Source organism: Nocardioides bruguierae (assembly GCF_023656415.1).
Taxonomy (GTDB): Bacteria; Actinomycetota; Actinomycetes; order Propionibacteriales; family Nocardioidaceae; genus Nocardioides; species Nocardioides bruguierae.
Genome location: NZ_JAMOIL010000011.1, coordinates 76,677 through 95,474 on the forward strand (window position 1 = coordinate 76,677; position 18,798 = coordinate 95,474).

Consider the following 18,798-nt stretch of genomic DNA (forward strand, 5'->3'; position numbering starts at 1 on the left):
GTCCGTCCACACCGTCACCACCGACACGTCCACTCCGACGAGGGAAACGAGACATGACGAACCCCGCAGCCGCCGACCTGATCGCGCGCTCGAACCGCCTGGGCGCGGACCCGAAGAACACCAACTACGCCGGGGGCAACACCTCCGCCAAGGGCACCGAGACCGACCCGGTCACCGGTGAGCAGATCGAGCTGGTCTGGGTGAAGGGCTCGGGCGGTGACCTGGGCACGCTGAAGGAGTCCGGCCTGGCCGTCCTCCGCCTCGACCGGATGCGCTCGCTGGTCGACGTCTACCCGGGCATCGACCGCGAGGACGAGATGGTCGCGGCGTTCGACTTCTGCCTGCACGGCAAGGGTGGCGCCGCCCCGTCCATCGACACCGCCATGCACGGCCTGGTCGACGCGGCCCACGTGGACCACCTGCACCCCGACTCCGGCATCGCGATCGCCACCTCGGCCGACGGCCAGGAGCTGACCACCACGATCTTCGGCGACAAGGTCGTCTGGGTGCCGTGGCGCCGCCCCGGCTTCCAGCTTGGTCTCGACATCGCCGAGATCAAGGAGAAGAACCCGCAGGCGATCGGCTGCATCCTCGGCGGCCACGGCATCACGGCCTGGGGCGAGACCTCGCAGGAGGCCGAGACCAACAGCCTCTGGATCATCGACACCGCTGCCGCCTACATCGCCGAGCACTCGAAGGCCGAGCCCTTCGGCCCCGCGATCGCCGGTTACGGCGCCCTGCCGGAGGCCGAGCGCCTGGCCAAGGCGGCCGCGCTGGCCCCCACCATCCGTGGCATCGCCTCCGCGGACGCCCCGATGGTCGGCCACTTCACCGACGCGCAGGTCGTGCTCGACTTCCTCGAGGCCGAGAACCACCCCCGCCTGGCCGAGCTGGGCACCTCGTGCCCCGACCACTTCCTGCGGACCAAGGTCAAGCCGATGGTGCTCGACCTGCCCGCCGACGCGAGCGTCGAGGACTCCATCGCCCGCCTCAAGGAGCTCGCGGTGGCCTACCGCGAGGACTACGCCGGCTACTACGAGCGCAACGCGACGCCGGACTCCCCGGCGATCCGCGGCAAGGACCCGCTCATCGTCCTCGTGCCCGGCGTCGGCATGTTCTCCTTCGGCAAGAACAAGCAGACCGCCCGTGTGGCCGGCGAGTTCTACGTCAACGCCATCAACGTGATGCGCGGCGCCGAGGGCCTCTCGACCTACGCGCCCATCGACGAGTCGGAGAAGTTCCGCATCGAGTACTGGGCGCTGGAGGAGGCCAAGCTCCAGCGGATGCCGAAGCCGAAGCCGCTGGCCACCCGCGTCGCGCTCGTCACCGGCGCCGCCTCCGGCATCGGCCTGGCCACCGCCAAGAAGCTCGCCGCCGAGGGCGCCTGCGTCGTTATCGCCGACCTGAACCTCGACAAGGCCATCGAGTCCGCCGCGGAGATCGGCAGCACCGACGTCGCCGTCGGCGTCCAGGTCGACGTCTCCTCCGCCGAGGCCGTCAAGGCCATGGTGGACGCGGCGGTGCTGGCGTTCGGTGGTGTCGACCTCGTCGTCAACAACGCCGGCCTCTCGCTCTCGCGCTCGCTGCTGGAGACCACCGAGAAGGACTGGGACCTCCAGCACGACGTCATGGCCAAGGGCTCCTTCCTCGTCGCCCAGGCCACCGCCAAGGTCATGATCGAGCAGGAGATGGGCGGCGACATCGTCTACATCTCCTCGAAGAACTCGATCTTCGCGGGCCCGAACAACGTGGCCTACGGCGCCGCGAAGGCCGACCAGGCCCACCAGGTGCGCCTGCTGGCCGCCGAGCTCGGCGCCCACCAGATCAAGGTCAACGGTGTGAACCCCGACGGCGTCGTGCAGGGCTCCGGCATCTTCGCCGGCGGCTGGGGCGCCAACCGCGCCGCGGTCTACGGCGTCGAGGAGCAGGACCTGGGCAAGTTCTACGCCCAGCGCACCATCCTCAAGCGCGAGGTCCTCCCCGAGAACATCGCCAACGCCGTGTTCGTCCTGTGCTCCGCGGAGATGTCCCACACCACCGGCCTCCACATCCCCGTGGACGCCGGCGTGGCGGCCGCGTTCCTGCGCTGACCCACCCCGCTCCCGCCCGGCGACGGCCGGGGGAGGACCGCACCACCCGCACCCGCCGAGCCGGCCCCCTGACCCGGGCCGGCCGGCGGGTGCGGCGCACCGCCCACCGAAGAACTGCGAGGACCGAGCACCATGAGCAGCCCCAGCACCGCGATGCGTGTCGCGGCCGTCGACCTCGGCGCCACCAGCGGCCGGATCATGGTCGCGACGGTCTCGCCGACGTCGCTGCACCTGGAGGAGGTCCACCGCTTCCCCAACGGGGGAGTGCGCGCCCACGACGGCCTGTTCTGGGACGTGCTGGGCATCCACCGCGAGATCCTCGTGGGCCTCTCCAGGATCGTCGCCACCGGACGCCTCGACGCGATCGGCATCGACTCCTGGGCCGTCGACTACGGCCTCCTGGACCGCGACGGTCGGCTGCTGGGCAACCCCTACACCTACCGCGACAGCCGCACCGACGGGCTGGCCGAGCAGCTGCTCGCCGACCCGGGCTCCGGCTTCGACGCGGCCGAGCTCTACGCCACGACCGGCCTGCAGCAGCTGCCGTTCAACACGCTGTGGCAGGTCGCCGCCGCCCGCGGCACCGCGGCGCTCGAGCAGGCCGAGACCCTGCTGATGCTGCCCGACCTGCTCGGCTACTGGCTGACCGGCGCACAGGGCGCCGAGCGCACCAACGCCTCGACCACCCAGCTCTACGACGCCACCACCGGCTCGTGGGCGGCCGACCTGGTCGAGAAGGTCGGGCTGCGCCCCGGCGTCCTGCCCCCGCTGCGGGACCCGGGCTCGGTCGTCGGCCACCTGCTCCCCGGCATCGCCGAGGCCATCGGGCTGCCGGAGGGCGCGCAGGTGCCCGTCGTGGCCGTGGGCAGCCACGACACCGCCTCCGCGGTGGTGGGCGTTCCGGCCGCCGACGAGGACTTCGCCTACGTCTCCTCGGGCACCTGGTCGCTGGTCGGCCTGGAGCTGGACGAGCCGGTGCTCACCGAGGAGGCGCGGCTGGCCGACTTCACCAACGAGGGCGGCGTGGACGGCACGATCCGGTTCCTCAAGAACGTCATGGGCCTGTGGGTGCTCTCGGAGTCGATGAAGCGGTGGGCCGAGCGAGGCGTGCCGGGCACCGACCTGGTCAGCCTGCTCGCCGCCGTCGAGGACGCCGAGCCCCTGCGGACCGTGGTCGACATCAACGACGCCCGCCTGCTGCCTCCCGGGGACATGCCGGCCCGCATCCAGGACCTGGCCCGCGAGGCCGGCGAGCCGGTGCCCGAGACGCCGGTGGAGATCGCGCGGACGATCCTGGACAGCCTCGCCCTGGCCTACCGGGTGCAGCTGCGCACCGCCGCCCGCATCGCCGGCCGCGGCTTCTCCGTCGTGCACGTCGTCGGTGGCGGCTCGCACAACCAGCTGCTGTGCCAGCTCACCGCGGACGCCTGTGGGGTGCCGGTGCTCGCCGGGCCGGGTGAGGCCGCGGCGCTGGGCAACGTCCTCGTGCAGGCCCGGGCGCTCGGCGTGGACCTGCCGGACCTGGCCGCGATGCGCGCGCTGGTGCGCCGCACCCACGAGCTGGGTCGCTACGAGCCGGCACCCGGCCTGGACTGGGACGCCGCGGAGGCCCGGCTCGCCCGCTGACGGGCGACGGCCGGAGGACGAGGTGGGCGTCGGCACCTGCGCACCGCGCAGCGACTGCGGCTCGGGCGCCGGTGCGCGTCGCGAGCCGTGGCGACCGGACCGCGAGGACCTGCGGCTGCTCTCGCTGATGGCGCAGGGGCTGACGATCGAGGCGGTGGCCCGCGAGGTGGGCATGTCGGTGCGCACCGTGCGCCGCCGCGTCCGTGCCGTGGGGGAGCACCTCGGGGTCGAGACGACCATGGAGTCGGTCGTGTGGGCCGTGCGCGCCGGGCTCATCTGAGGTCGCCCTCCCCGGGCTGACCCCCGCCCCTCGCGCGCCCTACCCTGTGACCGCCGCCACGGGGGCGGCGCGAGAGGAGCAGCCGTGAGCGGGTGGACGACGGCGGCCGACGGCGGCCGCGAGCGCAACTGGTCGGGCAACCACCGCTACACCCGCGGCGCGTTCGTCGAGCCCGCCGACCTCGACGAGCTGCGCCGCGTGGTGGCGGGCTCGGCCCGGGTGCGGGTGCTCGGCACGGCGCACTCGTTCAACGAGGGGCCGGACACCCCGGGCAGCCAGGTCTCCCTCGCCCGGCTCGACCACGTGCGGGTCGACGCCGAGGCCGGCACGTGCACGGTCGGTGGCGGCACGGCCTACGTCACCGCCCTGCCCGCCATGCACGAGGCCGGCTGGGCGCTGCCGAACACGGGCTCGCTGCCGCACATCAGCGTGGCGGGCGCGGTCTCCACCGGCACCCACGGCTCGGGCGTGGGCAACCGGGTGGTGCCCTCGTCCGTCACGGCGCTGAGCGTGGTGCTGCCGGACGGCGACCTGCACACCGTGCGCCGGGGCGAGCCCGGGTTCGGCGGCATGGTCGTCGGCCTCGGGGCGACCGGCGTGATCGCCGAGGTCGAGCTCGCGCTCCGGCCGACCTACGACGTCGTGCAGGACATCCACCCGGGCGTCACGTGGGAGACGCTGCTGGCCGACCCGCTGGCGGTGCTCGGCGCCGGCTACAGCGTCAGCGTCTTCACCCGGTGGCGCGACGAGCCCGTGCCGGGTGGGGGCGAGGGGGCCGTGGGCGACGTCATCGTCAAGCACCGCACCGACGACCGCCGCCCACCCGAGGAGGTCGAGGCGCTGCTCGGCCCCGCCCAGCCCGACCGCGCGCCGTCCGCGCTGCTGGGCGCCGACGAGCACCTGACCCCGCGCGGCAGCGTCGGCCCCTGGTACACCCGGCTGCCGCACTTCCCGCCCGACGGCGACCCGAGCTTCGGCCACGAGGACCAGTCGGAGTGGTTCGTCCCGCTCGGGGACGCCGCCGGGGCGATCGCGGCCGTCCGCGCGCTGGAGCCGCTCCTGGCCCCGGTGCTCTCCACCTCCGAGCTGCGCACCGTGGCCGCCGACGACCTGTGGCTGAGCGGCTCGGCCGGCCGGCACTCGCTGGCCGTGCACTTCACCTGGCGCGACGTGCCCGAGCGCTGGGCGGTGGTCGCCGCCGTCGAGGAGGCCCTCGCGCCGTTCGCCCCGCGCCCGCACTGGGGCAAGACGTTCACCCGGCCGGTGGACCTCGGCCTGTGGGAGCGCGCCGGTGACTGGGTCACCCAGCGTCGGGCCCTCGACCCCGACGGGTGCTTCACCAACGCCTACCTCGAGCGCCTCGGTCTCGTCTGAGCGGCCCACTTGACCGTGTGACCGCGCTCACCTAGGGTCGCAGGCAGGCTTGTAACGTTTCAACGCGCGTACGGTGGACGCGTCGGCCGCCCCGGGGCTCCCGGGTGCGGCCCCGAGGAGAGGAGTGCCGTGCGGGTCGCCCTCATGGTCACGTGCATCAACGACGCGATGTTCCCGGACACCGGGAAGGCCGTCGTCCGGCTCCTGCGCCGGCTGGGGGTGGACGTGGAGTTCCCGGCCTCGCAGACCTGCTGCTCGCAGCCGATGGTCAACACCGGCTACCTGGACGAGGCAGTGCCGGTGGTCCGCACGTTCACCGAGGCCTTCGCCGGCTACGACGCGATCATCACGCCGTCGGGCTCGTGCGCCGGCTGCGCTCGGCACCAGCACGGGCTGGTCGCCGAGCGCTCGGGCGACCCGGCGCTCCAGGCGGCGGTCGCCGAGACGTCCCCCAAGACGTACGAGCTCTCCGAGTTCCTCGTCGACGTCCTGGGCGTCACCGACCTGGGCGCCTACTTCCCGCACACCGTGACCTACCACCCGACCTGCCACTCGCTGCGGATGCTGGGCGTCGGTGACCGCCCGAAGCAGCTGCTGGAGAACGTGCGCGGGCTGCGCCTGCGCGAGCTGCCCGGCGCCGAGGAGTGCTGCGGCTTCGGCGGCACCTTCGCGGTGAAGAACAGCGACACCTCGGTGGCCATGGGCTCCGACAAGGCACGTCACGTCCGCGAGACCGGCGCCGAGGTGCTGGTCGCGGGCGACAACTCCTGCCTCATGCACATCGGCGGCACGCTCTCGCGCCAGCAGGCCGGCGTCCGCGTCATGCACCTGGCGGAGATCCTGGCCAGCACGGAGGACGCCCCCGCAGCCGTTCCGAGCGAGGACGGGGTGAGCGCATGAGCGGCACCTTCGTCGGCATGCCGGCCTTCCCGACCGCGGCCCGCGCCGCGCTCGGCGACACCCAGCTGCGGCACAACCTGGCGCACGCCACCGGCGTCATCCGCGGCAAGCGCGCCCGGCTCGTCGAGGAGGTCGAGGCCAGTCACGCCGCCGGCGCCCCCGGCGGCTGGGAGGACCTGCGCCTGGCCGGCGCCGCCGTCAAGCAGCGCGCGCTCGACGACCTGGGCACCCACCTGGTGCAGCTCGAGGAGTCGCTGACGAGGGCGGGCGCGATCGTCCACTGGGCCCGCGACGCCGCCGAGGCGAACGCGATCGTGGCGGCCGTGGCCAAGCAGCACGCGGCCGAGGAGGTCGTGAAGGTCAAGTCGATGGTGACCCAGGAGATCGGCCTCAACGAGGCGCTCGAGGCCGAGGGCATCGCCGCCTGGGAGACCGACCTCGCCGAGCTCATCGTCCAGCTCGCCGACGACCTGCCCAGCCACATCCTCGTCCCCGCGATCCACCGCAACCGCGCGGAGGTCCGCGAGATCTTCCTGCGCCGGATGAAGGACGTCGGACGCCCCGCGCCGGCCGACCTCACCGACGAGCCCGCCGTGCTGGCCGCTGCCGCCCGCGAGCACCTGCGCGAGAAGTTCCTGCGCGCGAAGGTCGGCGTCTCCGGCGCCAACTTCGCCGTCGCCGACACCGGCACGCTGGTCGTCGTCGAGTCCGAGGGCAACGGTCGCATGTGCCTCACCCTGCCCGAGGTCCTCGTCAGCGTCGTCGGCATCGAGAAGGTCGTGCCCACCTTCGCCGAGCTCGACCCGCTGCTGCGGCTGCTGCCGCGCTCGTCCACCGGCGAGCGGATGAACCCCTACACCTCCACCTGGTCCGGCATCACTCCTGGTGACGGCCCGCAGGAGGTGCACGTCGTGCTCCTCGACAACGGCCGCACCAACGCGCTGGCCGACCAGGTCGGCCGCCAGGCGCTGCGCTGCATCCGCTGCTCGGCGTGCCTCAACGTCTGCCCGGTCTACGAGCGCGCCGGCGGCCACGCCTACGGCTCGGTCTACCCCGGCCCGATCGGCGCGATCCTCAACCCGCTGCTCAAGGGGCAAGGAGACAAGCAGAACGACTCGCTGCCCTACGCGTCCTCGCTGTGCGGGGCCTGCTTCGAGGCGTGCCCCGTGCGCATCGACATCCCCGAGGTGCTCGTCCACCTGCGCACCAAGGTGGTGGACGGCCACCGCGGGGACTTCCCGCCCAAGGCCGAGGCCATCGCCATGAAGGGTGCGGCCTGGGCGTTCAGCGACGCCTCCCGGCTCGGCCTGGTCGAGAAGGCCTCCGGCCTCTCCGGCAGGGTGCTCGCGCGGCTCTCGAAGTCGTCCTACCCGGGCGGCCGCCCCACCGCCGGCCGCCTCGCGGGCCCGGCTGTCGCCTGGACGGGTGCCCGCGACCTGCCCGCCCCGCCCGCCGAGTCCTTCCGCGAGTGGTGGGCACGCACGGACGGCGGCACCACGACCGGCACCTCGACCGGCACCGAGACGAAGGGGGAGGGGCGATGAGCGCCGCCCGCGAGGCCATCCTGGGGCGCGTGCGCAGTGCGCTCGCCGACGTCACCCCGACGCCCGAGCCGGTCGTGCCGCCGGTGACCTCCGCGCTGACCGGCGCCGAGGAGGCCCACGTGCTCGACGTGTTCGTCGAGCGGGTCGTGGACTACAAGGCCGTCGTCGAGCGGGTCTCCGCTGCCGACCTGCCCGCGCACCTGGAGGGGCTCTTCGCACCCGGCCAGAAGGTGCTCGTGCCCACCGGGCTGCCGGTCGAGCTGGCCGCCGCCCTGCCCGTGCCGGTCACGGAGGACGAGGGACTGCTCAGCGCGGCCGAGCTGGACGGCTGCGACGCGGTCGTGACGCTCTCGGCCGTGGGCATCGCCGAGACGGGCACGATCGTGCTCGACCACACCGCCGGCCAGGGCCGTCGGGCGCTCAGCCTCGTGCCCGACCGGCACGTGTGCGTCGTGCGCACCGACCAGGTCGTGCCCGACGTCCCCGAGGCCGTCGCCCGGCTCGCGGGGGCGGTAGGCGCCGGACAGCCGCTCACCTGGATCAGCGGCCCGTCCGCCACCAGCGACATCGAGCTCGACCGGGTCGAGGGCGTCCACGGCCCCCGCACCCTGCACGTCCTGCTGGTCGACGGCGAGGCCTGAGTCTGGGCGTCGGTCACGTTGACCGACAGGTGTGCCCGATCGGGGTCCGACCGGGCGTGCCGGCCCCCGGTCGCGCCCGATCCCGGCCACGGCGCAGATGACCGAACGGGCGTCGTCGGGCCCGCGAGCCTGAGAATCGGGTGAGGTCTGTACCGGCTCCTCACGCTCAGCAGCGGCAGCGCGTGTTTCAACCAGGCACCACTCGGGCACGCCCATCCCCGCTCTCGGACTGGTCTGTGGCCCAGGTCACGGCGCATACTTCTCGGGCAGTGACGCCGATCACGCGGCCCGGATGACCGTCCGGGCGTGATCGGTCGCAGAGCGGTCCGGGGGGACCGGACGAGCCGGGGAGGTGACCATGCACGAGGCAGTGACACGACAGCGGGAGATCCTGGCCCGCGCCCGTGCCGAGGGCCGCGTCGACGTCGCCGTCCTGGCCACCGAGCTCGACGTCGCGCCGGAGACCATCCGCCGCGACCTGCGCCACCTCGCCGACCGCGGCGTGGTGCAGCGGGTGCACGGTGGGGCCTACCCCGTGGAGAGCGCCGGCTACGAGACCGACGTCGTCCAGCGGGCCACCTCCCAGGTGATCGAGAAGCGCCGGATCGCCGCGGCCGCGGCGGAGCGGCTCCAGGGCGCCGAGACCGTCTACGTCGACGAGGGCGTCACGCCCCAGTTCGTCGCCGAGGCGCTCGTGCCCGATTCCCCGATCACGGTGGTCACCTCGTCTCTGCTCACCGCGCACGCCCTCGCCAAGCAGGCCGAGGTCACCGTGCTGCTGCTCGGCGGTCGGGTGCGCTCGCGCACCATGGCGACCGTCGACCACTGGGCCACCCAGATGCTCGACGGCCTGGTCATCGACCTGGCCTTCCTGGGGGCCAACGGGGTCAGCCGCGAGCACGGGCTGACCACGCCCGACCCGGCCGTCGCGGCCGTCAAGAGCCTGGTGGTCCAGCGCTCGCGCCGCCGGGTCTTCATCGGCACCAGCAAGAAGTTCGGCGTCTCGAGCTTCTGCCGGTTCGCCCGCATCACGGATTTCGAGGCCCTGGTGACCGACACCGGCCTCAGCTCGAGCGAGACGCAGAGGTACGCCGCGCTCGGGCCGCAGGTGGTGCGCGTCTAGCGCCCCTGCACCGCACACCTCCCCGCCGGCACGACGGGGAGCCATCGCAACACCTGGTCCGGCCGTGGCACGACGGCCGGCCGGGGGGGGGCGGCGGGGCCCCGGGGCCCGGCCCCCCGAGGGGGGCGCCCCGGGGGCCCCACCAGCAGCTGCTGGGCCCCCCCCCCCCCCCCCCCCCCCCGGGCCGGCGGGCCCCCCACCCCACCCCGGGGCCGGGCGGGGCCCCGCCGGCCGCCCGGCCGGTCGCGCCTGCGACCGGGGACCCTGACCGAGGAGAGGGAAGCAAGTGGGCAACTCGAAGAAGAGGATCGCCACCCTGGCCGTGGCCGGCCTGGCCGCCGGGATGACGCTGACGGCCTGCGCCGGCGCGGGCGGCGGCGGCTCGGCCGGCACCGACGGTGCCGACGAGATCACCGTGATCATGGTCGGCAACCCGCAGATGCAGGACATCGAGCAGCTGACCGAGGACACGTTCACCGCCGACACCGGCATCTCCGTGAACTACACGATCCTCCCGGAGAACGAGCTGCGCGACAAGGTCACCCAGGACGTCGCCACCCAGGCCGGGCAGTACGACGTCGTCTCCGTCGGCGCCTACGAGGTGCCGATCTGGGCCCAGAACGGCTGGCTCAAGCCGCTCGACTCCTACGTCGCCGACGACAGCGACTACGACGCCGACGACCTGCTCGAGCCGATGGTGGAGTCGCTGTCCTACGACGACGCGCTCTACGCCCTGCCGTTCTACGGCGAGTCCTCCTTCCTGATGTACCGCAAGGACGTCCTGGAGAAGGAGGGGCTGACGATGCCGGAGCGTCCCACCTGGGACGAGGTCGCGGACGTCGCGGCGAAGGTCGACGGTGCCGAGAAGGGCATGAAGGGCATCTGCCTGCGCGGCCTCCCGGGCTGGGGCGAGATGTTCGCGCCGCTGACCACGGTGGTCAACACCTTCGGCGGCACCTGGTTCACCGAGGACTGGGAGGCGCAGGTCGACAGCCCCGAGTTCACCGAGGCCGTGAACTTCTACGTGGACCTGGTCAAGAAGCACGGCGAGGCGGGCGCCTCGCAGGCCGGCTTCACCGAGTGCCTCAACGCCATGAGCCAGGGCAAGGTCGCCATGTGGTACGACGCCACCTCGGCCGCCGGCTCCCTGGAGGACCCGAGCGTCTCCGGCATCGCCGGCAACGTGGGCTACGCCTTCGCCCCGACCATGGAGACCGACTCCTCGGGCTGGCTGTGGACCTGGTCCTGGGCGATGCCCGAGACCACCCAGAACGCGGACGCCGCCGCCGAGTTCATGAAGTGGGCGACGTCCTCGGAGTACGAGCAGATCGTCGGTGAGCAGCTCGGCTGGTCCCGCGTCCCCGCCGGCAAGCGCGAGTCCACCTACTCCATCCCGGAGTACGAGGAGGCTGCCGGTGACTTCGGCCCGATCACGCTGCAGTCCATCGAGGAGGCCGACCCGATCAACCCGGGCGTGCAGCCCCGTCCGACCGTCGGCGTGCAGTTCGTCGGCATCCCGGAGTTCGCGGACCTCGGCACCAAGGTCAGCCAGGAGATCTCCGCGGTGATCGCGGGCGACGGCACCGTCGAGGACGCGCTGGCCGACGGCCAGGCCCTCGCCGAGGAAGTCGCCGCCAACTACCGCTGACCCGGCCGCGTGACGTCCCTGACGCGCTGACGCCCCGACCCGGCCCGGGTGCGGTGGGAGACCCCGCCGCACCCGGGCCGTCCCAGCCGACCCCGGCTGAATCCGGCTGAATCCGGCTGAACCCGCAGTTCCACCGCCCGCGCTCCCCGGGAGGAAGCACCCATGACCAGCACCCTCGACCGCGAGGTCGAACCCACGCCCGACCAGCCCCCGGCACCGCCCGCGCGCCAGCTCTCCAGCCGTGAGCGCTGGACCCGCCGCGGCCCGCTGATGCCGGCCCTGATCTTCACCATCGTCGTCACGCAGCTGCCGTTCCTGCTGACGATCGCCATCTCCACGCTGAACTGGAACGTCCTGCGCCCGGGCGACAAGAACTTCCTCGGGATGGGGAACTTCGAGTCGTTCGCGGGCCTCGGCAACTACGCCACCGTCTTCACCGACTCCCGCCTGCGCGACGCGGTGATCAACACGATCGTGCTGACCGTCTCGGTCGTCGTCGTCTCGATGCTGCTGGGCCTGCTGCTCGCCGTCCTGCTGGACCGGAAGTTCCCGGGCCGCGGCGTGGCCCGCACCCTGCTCATCGCCCCGTTCCTGGTGATGCCGGTGGCCTCCGCGCTGATCTGGAAGCACGCGCTCTACAACCCGGACTACGGCCTGTTCAACGGCGTCCTCAACTGGGTCTGGCAGCTCTTCGGGGCCGAGGAGGGCCCGGTGATCGACTACGTGTCGGGCACCCCGATGATCGCGGTCGTCGCCGCCCTGGTGTGGCAATGGACGCCGTTCATGATGCTGATCCTGCTCGCCGGCCTGCAGTCGCAGCCCACCGACGTGCTCGAGGCGGCCCGCCTCGACCGCGCCTCCGGCATGCAGATCTTCCGCTTCATCACGCTGCCGCACCTGCGGCGCTACATCGAGCTGTCGACGCTGCTGGGCTCTATCTACGTGCTCCAGACGTTCGACGCCATCTTCACCATCACCCAGGGCGGGCCCGGCTCGGCGACGACCAACCTGCCCTACGAGATCTACCTGACGATGTTCCGCAAGTACGAGTACGGCGAGGCCGCCGCGGCCGGCGTCGTGGTCGTCATCGGCACGATCATCGTCGCGACCTTCGCGCTGCGCACGATCTCGTCCCTGTTCACCGAGGAGCACAGCCGATGAGCACCCTGACTCCCTCCACGAGCCCGACCCTGCCCGACACCAAGGCCGCCACCCCCGGCGGTCGCAAGCCCCGCAAGGGCGCCGACCCCGAGCGCGCCGGCTGGCGCTGGGCGACCCTGGCCTGGGTCCTCACGCTGCTGTTCTTCGCCCCGGTCGGCTGGATGGTGCTCACCTCGCTGCACCGCGAGGTCGACGCGGCCACCAACCCGCCGTCCCTCTTCGCGCCGGTGAGCCTCGACAACTACCTCGCGGTCTTCGACCGAGGTGCGGGCGTCTACCTGCTCAACTCGCTGATGGCGAGCGTGATCTCCACGGTCCTGGTGCTGGCCCTGGCGGTGCCGGCGGCCTACGCCCTCTCGATCCGGCCGATCGAGAAGTGGACGGACGCGATGTTCTTCTTCCTCTCGACCAAGTTCCTGCCGCCGATCGCGGCGCTGCTGCCGATCTACCTGATCGTCAAGCAGGTCGGGATGCTCGACAACATCTACACGCTGGTCATCCTCTACACGGCGATGAACATGCCCATCGCCGTGTGGATGATGCAGAGCTTCCTGGCGGAGATCCCGAAGGAGGTGCTGGAGGCCGCGCAGGTCGACGGCGCCGGCTTCCTGCGGACGATGTGGAGCATCGTCACGCCGATGATCAGCCCCGGCCTCGCGGCCACCGCCCTGATCTGCTTCATCTTCAGCTGGAACGAGTTCATGTTCGCGGTGAACCTCACCGCCACCGTCTCGGCGACGGCGCCGGTCTTCCTGGTCGGCTTCATCTCCAGCCAGGGCCTGTTCCTGGCCAAGCTCTGCGCCGCCGCGACGCTCGTGTCCCTGCCCGTCCTCATCGCCGGCTTCGCGGCCCAGGACAAGCTGGTCCGCGGTCTGTCCCTGGGAGCCGTCAAGTGACCACCCACCTCTCGCACCAGACCCTCGACGAGATCGCCGGGCTCGGTGTCCCCGTGCCCGGCTACGACCGCTCGGCGGTGACCACCGGCATCGTCCACGTCGGCGTGGGTGGCTTCCACCGCGCCCACCAGGCCATGTACGTCGACCGGTTGATGCAGGCCGGTGGCGCGCAGGACTGGGGCATCACCGGCGTCGGGGTGCTACCCGGCGACGCCCGGATGGCCGAGGTCATGGCGGTCCAGGACGGCCTCTACACGCTCGTGGTCAAGCACCCGGACGGCTCCCTGGAGCCCCGCGTGATCGGCTCGATCGTGGACTACCTGCACGCCCCGTCCCGGGGCCAGGAGGTCGTCGACCTCATGGCCGCGCCGAGCACGCGGATCGTGTCGCTGACCGTCACCGAGGGCGGCTACCACGTCAACCAGGTCACCGGTGAGCTCGACGCCGAGGACGACGGTCTCCAGCACGACCTCGCGGTGCCCGTCGGGGACGCGACCCTGCCGGTGACCGCGTTCGGCTTCGTGGTGGAGGCTCTCGCGCGTCGCCGCGCCGCGGGCGTGCCGCCGTTCACCGTGATGAGCTGCGACAACATCCAGGGCAACGGCGAGGTCGCGCACAAGATGATCGCCGCCTTCGCCCGGCTGCGCGACGCCGACCTGGCGGACTGGATCGAGGCCGAGGTGGCCTTCCCGAACTCCATGGTCGACCGGATCACCCCGGTCACCACCGACGCGGACCGTGCGGCCCTGGCCGAGCGCTTCGGGGTCGAGGACGGGTGGCCGGTGGTCTGCGAGCCGTTCACGCAGTGGGCGCTGGAGGACCACTTCCCCCTGGGTCGCCCGGCCTTCGAGGAGGTCGGCGTGCAGGTCGTGGAGGACGTCGTCCCCTACGAGCTGATGAAGCTGCGGCTGCTCAACGCCTCCCACCAGGCGCTGACCTACGTCGGCTACCTGGCCGGCTACCGCTACGCCCACGAGGTCTGCACCGACCCGCTGTTCGTGGACTTCCTGCTGCGCTACATGACGAACGAGGGCACGCCCACGCTCGCGGAGGTCCCCGGGGTCGACCTGGCCGCCTACCGCCGGCAGCTGATCGAGCGCTTCGCCAACCCCGAGGTGCGCGACACCCTCGCCCGCCTGTGCGCGGAGTCCTCCGACCGTATCCCGAAGTGGCTCGTCCCGGTGATCACCGCGCGGCTCGCCGCCGGCGGGGCCGTGGACGAGGCGGCGCTCGTCGTCGCCTCGTGGGCCCGCTACGCCGAGGGCGTGGACGAGGCGGGGCAGTCGATCGACGTGGTCGACCGTCGCAAGGAGCAGGTGATGGCGCGCGCCGCCCGGCAGACCGGGCCCGACGCCGACGAGCTGGCCTTCCTGCGCGACCCGGCGCTCTTCGGCGACCTCGCCGAGGACGAGCGGTTCACCGGCCCCTACCTCGAGGCCCTGCGCAGCCTGCACGAGCACGGCGCCCGGACGACCCTGGAGGAGTGGGCCCGGCGCTGAGGAGCGGCCGCTGGCGCCCGACCCTGCATCCGGGCAGGTCAGCGGTCGGAGGACGCCCCGCACGGGCCCCGGGAGCGGGTCCGTGCGGGGCGTCGTCGCGTCCGGGGGGCATGAATTTCACTGCATTTCCGTGCCGATCCAGTGGTGGTCCAGACCGGTGGTCGTAGGGCCCGCGGGAGGCCCCGTTCGTCCGGAGGTCGGACGTCGGTGAACGACTGTCGGGACAAGGGGGCCCCTCGGTACTGGCACGTGCTACCAGCGGAAACCCCCAGGTGAGAGGTGGGTCACAGAAAGTGGGGGTCGCAGGGCCCCCGGCGACAGGCCGAGAGTCACAGGGTCCGGTAATGGAAGGCATGGCTGAGGTATCGGACGTCGTCCTGATCGGCGGTGGCATCATGAGCGCCACCCTGGGCACGCTGCTGCGGCAGCTCGAGCCGGAGTGGAAGATCCGTGTCGTCGAGCGGCTGGACGCGGTCGCCCTCGAGAGCTCGGACGCGTGGAACAACGCGGGCACGGGCCACGCCGCCCTGTGCGAGCTCAACTACACGCCGCAGAACGCGGACGGCTCCGTCGAGATCGCCAAGGCCGTCGACGTCAACGAGCAGTTCCAGGTCTCGCGCCAGCTGTGGTCCTTCCTCGTGGAGTCCGGCAAGCTGCCCGAGCCCTCCTCCTTCATCCACCCGACCCCGCACATGAGCTTCGTGTGGGGCGCCGAGAACGTGGAGTACCTGCGCCGCCGCTACGAGGCGCTGCGCGAGCACCCGCTGTTCGTGGGCATGGAGTACAGCGAGGACCGCGCCACCATCGCCGCTTGGGCGCCCGCCCTCGTCGAGCAGCGCGACCCGTCCGAGCCCATCGCCGCCACCTGGACCGCGGCCGGCACCGACGTCGACTTCGGCTCCCTCACCCGCCACCTCACCTCGGCCATGGTCGACGGTGGCGCCACGCTCGACCTGGGCACCGAGGTCCGCTCCGTCACCCGCGGCGACGACGGGCTCTGGGAGGTCGCCTGCCGCCCCACCGACGGTGGCGAGACCGTCGTCCACCGCTCCCGCTTCGTCTTCGTCGGGGCCGGTGGCTACGCGCTCCAGCTGCTCCAGGGCTCCGGCATCCCCGAGATCAAGGGCTTCGGCGGCTTCCCCGTCTCCGGCCAGTTCCTGCGCACCACGAACCCCGAGCTGGTGGCCCAGCACCACGCGAAGGTCTACGGCAAGGCCGCCGTCGGCGCCCCGCCGATGTCGGTGCCGCACCTGGACACCCGCGTCGTCGACGGCGAGCCGTCGGTCATGTTCGGCCCCTACGCCGGCTGGTCGCCCCGCTTCCTCAAGTCCGGCTCCAACCTGGACCTGATCCGCTCCGTGCGGCCGCACAACATGTGGCCGATGGTGCAGGTGGGCCTGCGCAACCTGTCGCTGCTGGTCTACCTGGTCAAGGAGGTGCTGGCCGGGCGCCGCAAGAAGCTCTCCGAGCTGCGCAACTTCGTCCCGGCCGCGCAGGCCGACGACTGGGAGCTGATCACTGCCGGCCAGCGCGTCCAGGTCGTCAAGAACGTCCCGGGCAAGGGCGCCGTCCTGCAGTTCGGCACCGAGGTCATCACCTCCGCCGACGGCTCGATCGCCGGCCTGCTCGGCGCCTCGCCGGGCGCCTCGACCGCCGCCCCGATCATGCTGACCGTGCTCGAGCGCTGCTTCCCCGAGCAGTGGGCCGGATGGAAGCCCGCGCTGGAGGCCATGGTGCCCAGCCACGGCGAGCGTCTCTCCGAGGACCCGGCCCGCGCCCACGAGATCATGACCCGCACCGCCGAGAGCCTCGGCCTGGCGCTCCCGCCGGAGCGCGTGCGGGACGCGGTTCCTGCCTGATCCGCCGGGCCTGGTCTGCCGGGCCTGAACGCACCGAGACCCCCGGGAGCACGCTGCTCCCGGGGGTCTCGTTCGTGCCGGGGCCGGTACCCCTGGTGCCCGGCGGGGCCGACGGACGCCGCGCGTGCTCAGCCGTGCACGCGCAGCGCCTCCTCGTCGGTCATGAGTCGTGAGCGGATGAGGAACCGGACCCCGTGCGGGGCCTCCAGCGAGAAGCCGGCACCCCGGCCCTTCACGACGTCGATGGTGAGGTGGGTGTGCGACCAGTACTGGTACTGGGCCTTCGACATCCACACCGGCACGGCTCGCTCGAGCCCGACGTCCAGGTCGCCGATGTGCACGTCGGAGTCGCCGAGCATGAAGTCCCCGTCCGGGTAGCACATCGGCGCCGAGCCGTCGCAGCAGCCACCGGACTGGTGGAACATCACCGGCCCGTTCGCCTCGGTCAGCGTGCGGACCAGCTCCGCGGCCGCGTCCGTCACGTCGACCATGTCCAGCGTGCTCCGGTCAGTCATCGGTTCCTCCTCGCTCGACCACCATCACAGGTACTTCGCTGCGCTCAGTACCTGTCAGAAGAACCCGAGGGCGTCGGGGGAGTAGCTGACGAGCAGGTTCTTGGTCTGCTGGTAGTGGTCGAGCATCATCTTGTGGTTCTCGCGGCCGATGCCCGACTGCTTGTAGCCACCGAACGCGGCGTGGGCCGGGTAGGCGTGGTAGCAGTTGGTCCAGACGCGGCCGGCCTTGATCTCCTTGCCGGCGCGGAAGGCCTGGGCCCCGTCACGCGACCACACGCCGGCGCCGAGGCCGTAGAGAGTGTCGTTGGCGATCTTGAGCGCGTCCGCCTCGTCGTTGAACGAGGTCACCGACACGACCGGGCCGAAGATCTCCTCCTGGAAGATCCGCATCGAGTTGTCGCCCTCGAAGATGGTCGGGGTGACGTAGTAGCCCTCCGCCAGGTCACCGTCGAGCACGTTGCGCTCGCCACCGGTGAGGACCTTGGCGCCCTCGTCCTTGCCGATCTGGATGTAGGAGAGGATCTTCTCGAGCTGGTCGTTGGAGGCCTGCGCGCCGATCATCGTGTTCGTGTCCAGCGGGTTGCCCTGGATGATCTTCTCGACGCGGGTGACGGCGTCGGACATGAAGTCCGCGTACATCGACTGCTGCACGAGCGCCCGCGACGGGCAGGTGCAGACCTCGCCCTGGTTGAGGGCGAACATCGCGAAACCCTCCTGCGCCTTGTCGTAGAAGGCGTCGTTGGAGGAGGCGACCGAGTCGAAGAAGATGTTCGGGCTCTTGCCGCCCAGCTCCAGGGTCACCGGGATGATGTTCTGCGAGGCGTACTGCATGATCAGGCGGCCGGTGGTGGTCTCGCCGGTGAACGCGATCTTGGCGATGCGCGAGCTGGAGGCCAGCGGCTTGCCGGCCTCGACGCCGAAGCCGTTGACGACGTTGACGACGCCGGCCGGCAGCACGTCGGCGATCAGCTCGATGACCTTCAGGATCGACCACGGGGTCTGCTCGGCGGGCTTGAGCACCACGCAGTTGCCGGCGGCCAGGGCCGGCGCGAGCTTCCAGGTGGCCATGAGGATCGGGAAGTTCCACGGGATGATCTGACCGACGACGCCGAGGGGCTCGTGGAAGTGGTAGGCCACCGTGTCGGCGTCGATCTCGCCGATGCTGCCCTCCTGGGCGCGCAGCACGCCGGCGAAGTAGCGGAAGTGGTCGACCGCGAGCGGGATGTCGGCGGCGAGGGTCTCGCGGACCGGCTTGCCGTTCTCCCAGCACTCGGCGACGGCGATCGTCTCGAGGTTCGCCTCCATGATGTCGGCGATCTTGAGCAGGACGTTCGCGCGGTCGGTGGTGGAGGTCTTGCCCCACTTCTCGGCTGCGGCGTGGGCGGCGTCGATGGCGGCCTCGATGTCCTCGGCCGTGCCGCGGGCGATCTCCGTGAACGGCTTGCCGTTGACCGGCGAGATGTTCTCGAAGTACTGACCCTTGACCGGGGCCACCCACTCGCCGCCGATGTAGTGGTCGTAGCGACTCTTGACGGACACGAGGGAGTCGGGGGCTCCGGGCGCTGCGTAGACGGTCATCTTCATGCTCCTCGTACGAGTGGACGCGTCGTCGGCTGTGACGACAGTCACACACTACGACCGG

15 protein-coding genes are annotated in these 18,798 nt (G+C 72.0%); 13 read left to right on the plus strand and 2 right to left on the minus strand.

Going from position 1 to position 18,798, the window contains the following annotated elements:
- The first annotated feature begins 53 nt into the window (after positions 1-53).
- The 13 genes from M8330_RS10135 (at position 54) to M8330_RS10195 (ending at position 16,641) form a co-directional block, all read left to right on the plus strand.
- Entirely contained in the window at positions 54-2,090 is a 2,037-nt protein-coding gene (locus M8330_RS10135) for a bifunctional aldolase/short-chain dehydrogenase (protein WP_250827230.1), read from the plus strand.
- A 132-nt stretch (positions 2,091-2,222) separates the two neighbouring features.
- Positions 2,223-3,716 carry a rhamnulokinase gene (locus tag M8330_RS10140; RefSeq protein WP_250827231.1) on the plus strand — a complete coding sequence of 498 codons (1,494 nt, stop codon included), beginning with the start codon at positions 2,223-2,225 and terminating at the stop codon, positions 3,714-3,716.
- Positions 3,717-3,738: 22 nt separating this feature from the next.
- Positions 3,739-3,996 (plus strand): helix-turn-helix domain-containing protein, encoded by a 258-nt coding sequence (locus M8330_RS10145; protein WP_250827232.1) that lies wholly within the window; start codon positions 3,739-3,741, stop codon positions 3,994-3,996.
- 84 nt (positions 3,997-4,080) lie between these two features.
- The gene (locus M8330_RS22435; protein WP_250827233.1) at positions 4,081-5,370 is read left to right on the plus strand and encodes an FAD-binding protein; all 1,290 of its coding nucleotides are present in this window, start codon (positions 4,081-4,083) and stop codon (positions 5,368-5,370) included.
- A 129-nt stretch (positions 5,371-5,499) separates the two neighbouring features.
- The gene (locus M8330_RS10155; RefSeq protein ID WP_372490195.1) at positions 5,500-6,270 is read left to right on the plus strand and encodes a (Fe-S)-binding protein; all 771 of its coding nucleotides are present in this window, start codon (positions 5,500-5,502) and stop codon (positions 6,268-6,270) included.
- On the plus strand, positions 6,267-7,814 hold the full coding sequence (locus tag M8330_RS10160) for a lactate utilization protein B (RefSeq protein WP_250827234.1): 1,548 nt from the start codon (positions 6,267-6,269) through the stop codon (positions 7,812-7,814). Before M8330_RS10155 ends, M8330_RS10160 begins: the two co-directional genes overlap by 4 nt.
- Positions 7,811-8,455, plus strand: coding sequence for a LutC/YkgG family protein (locus M8330_RS10165; protein ID WP_250827235.1), 645 nt, complete (start codon positions 7,811-7,813; stop codon positions 8,453-8,455). Before M8330_RS10160 ends, M8330_RS10165 begins: the two co-directional genes overlap by 4 nt.
- 358 nt (positions 8,456-8,813) lie before the next feature.
- The gene (locus M8330_RS10170) at positions 8,814-9,578 is read left to right on the plus strand and encodes a DeoR/GlpR family DNA-binding transcription regulator (RefSeq protein ID WP_250053820.1); all 765 of its coding nucleotides are present in this window, start codon (positions 8,814-8,816) and stop codon (positions 9,576-9,578) included.
- 286 nt (positions 9,579-9,864) lie between these two features.
- Positions 9,865-11,226: an ABC transporter substrate-binding protein gene (locus M8330_RS10175; RefSeq protein ID WP_250827236.1), complete on the plus strand. Its 1,362-nt coding sequence runs from the start codon at positions 9,865-9,867 to the stop codon at positions 11,224-11,226.
- A gap of 162 nt (positions 11,227-11,388) precedes the next feature.
- Positions 11,389-12,387, plus strand: a complete 999-nt coding sequence (locus M8330_RS10180) for a carbohydrate ABC transporter permease (protein ID WP_250053824.1) — start codon at positions 11,389-11,391, stop codon at positions 12,385-12,387.
- Positions 12,384-13,283 (plus strand): carbohydrate ABC transporter permease, encoded by a 900-nt coding sequence (locus tag M8330_RS10185; protein ID WP_250053826.1) that lies wholly within the window; start codon positions 12,384-12,386, stop codon positions 13,281-13,283. The genes M8330_RS10180 and M8330_RS10185 overlap by 4 nt, the downstream gene beginning before the upstream one ends.
- On the plus strand, positions 13,280-14,782 hold the full coding sequence (locus tag M8330_RS10190; protein ID WP_250827237.1) for a mannitol dehydrogenase family protein: 1,503 nt from the start codon (positions 13,280-13,282) through the stop codon (positions 14,780-14,782). Before M8330_RS10185 ends, M8330_RS10190 begins: the two co-directional genes overlap by 4 nt.
- A gap of 353 nt (positions 14,783-15,135) precedes the next feature.
- A complete protein-coding gene (locus M8330_RS10195) occupies positions 15,136-16,641 on the plus strand; it encodes a malate:quinone oxidoreductase (protein WP_250827238.1) in 1,506 nt (501 codons plus the stop codon).
- Positions 16,642-16,769: 128 nt separating this feature from the next.
- On the opposite strand, the gene M8330_RS10200 is transcribed toward M8330_RS10195, so the two are convergent.
- The gene (locus tag M8330_RS10200; protein ID WP_250053832.1) at positions 16,770-17,156 is read right to left on the minus strand and encodes a DUF779 domain-containing protein; all 387 of its coding nucleotides are present in this window, start codon (positions 17,154-17,156) and stop codon (positions 16,770-16,772) included.
- A 54-nt stretch (positions 17,157-17,210) separates the two neighbouring features.
- On the minus strand, positions 17,211-18,734 hold the full coding sequence (exaC, locus tag M8330_RS10205; RefSeq protein ID WP_250827239.1) for an acetaldehyde dehydrogenase ExaC: 1,524 nt from the start codon (positions 18,732-18,734) through the stop codon (positions 17,211-17,213).
- Positions 18,735-18,798 lie beyond the last annotated feature (64 nt).

Coding starts and splice junctions, on each gene's coding strand:
- M8330_RS10135 (WP_250827230.1), top strand. CDS start 54: ATGACGAACCCCGCAGCCGCCGACCTGATCGCGCGCTCGAACCGCCTG.
- M8330_RS10140 (WP_250827231.1), top strand. CDS start 2,223: ATGAGCAGCCCCAGCACCGCGATGCGTGTCGCGGCCGTCGACCTCGGC.
- M8330_RS10160 (WP_250827234.1), top strand. CDS start 6,267: ATGAGCGGCACCTTCGTCGGCATGCCGGCCTTCCCGACCGCGGCCCGC.
- M8330_RS10165 (WP_250827235.1), top strand. CDS start 7,811: ATGAGCGCCGCCCGCGAGGCCATCCTGGGGCGCGTGCGCAGTGCGCTC.
- M8330_RS10170 (WP_250053820.1), top strand. CDS start 8,814: ATGCACGAGGCAGTGACACGACAGCGGGAGATCCTGGCCCGCGCCCGT.
- M8330_RS10180 (WP_250053824.1), top strand. CDS start 11,389: ATGACCAGCACCCTCGACCGCGAGGTCGAACCCACGCCCGACCAGCCC.
- M8330_RS10185 (WP_250053826.1), top strand. CDS start 12,384: ATGAGCACCCTGACTCCCTCCACGAGCCCGACCCTGCCCGACACCAAG.
- M8330_RS10195 (WP_250827238.1), top strand. CDS start 15,136: ATGGCTGAGGTATCGGACGTCGTCCTGATCGGCGGTGGCATCATGAGC.
- M8330_RS10200 (WP_250053832.1), bottom strand. CDS start 17,156: ATGACTGACCGGAGCACGCTGGACATGGTCGACGTGACGGACGCGGCC.
- exaC (WP_250827239.1), bottom strand. CDS start 18,734: ATGACCGTCTACGCAGCGCCCGGAGCCCCCGACTCCCTCGTGTCCGTC.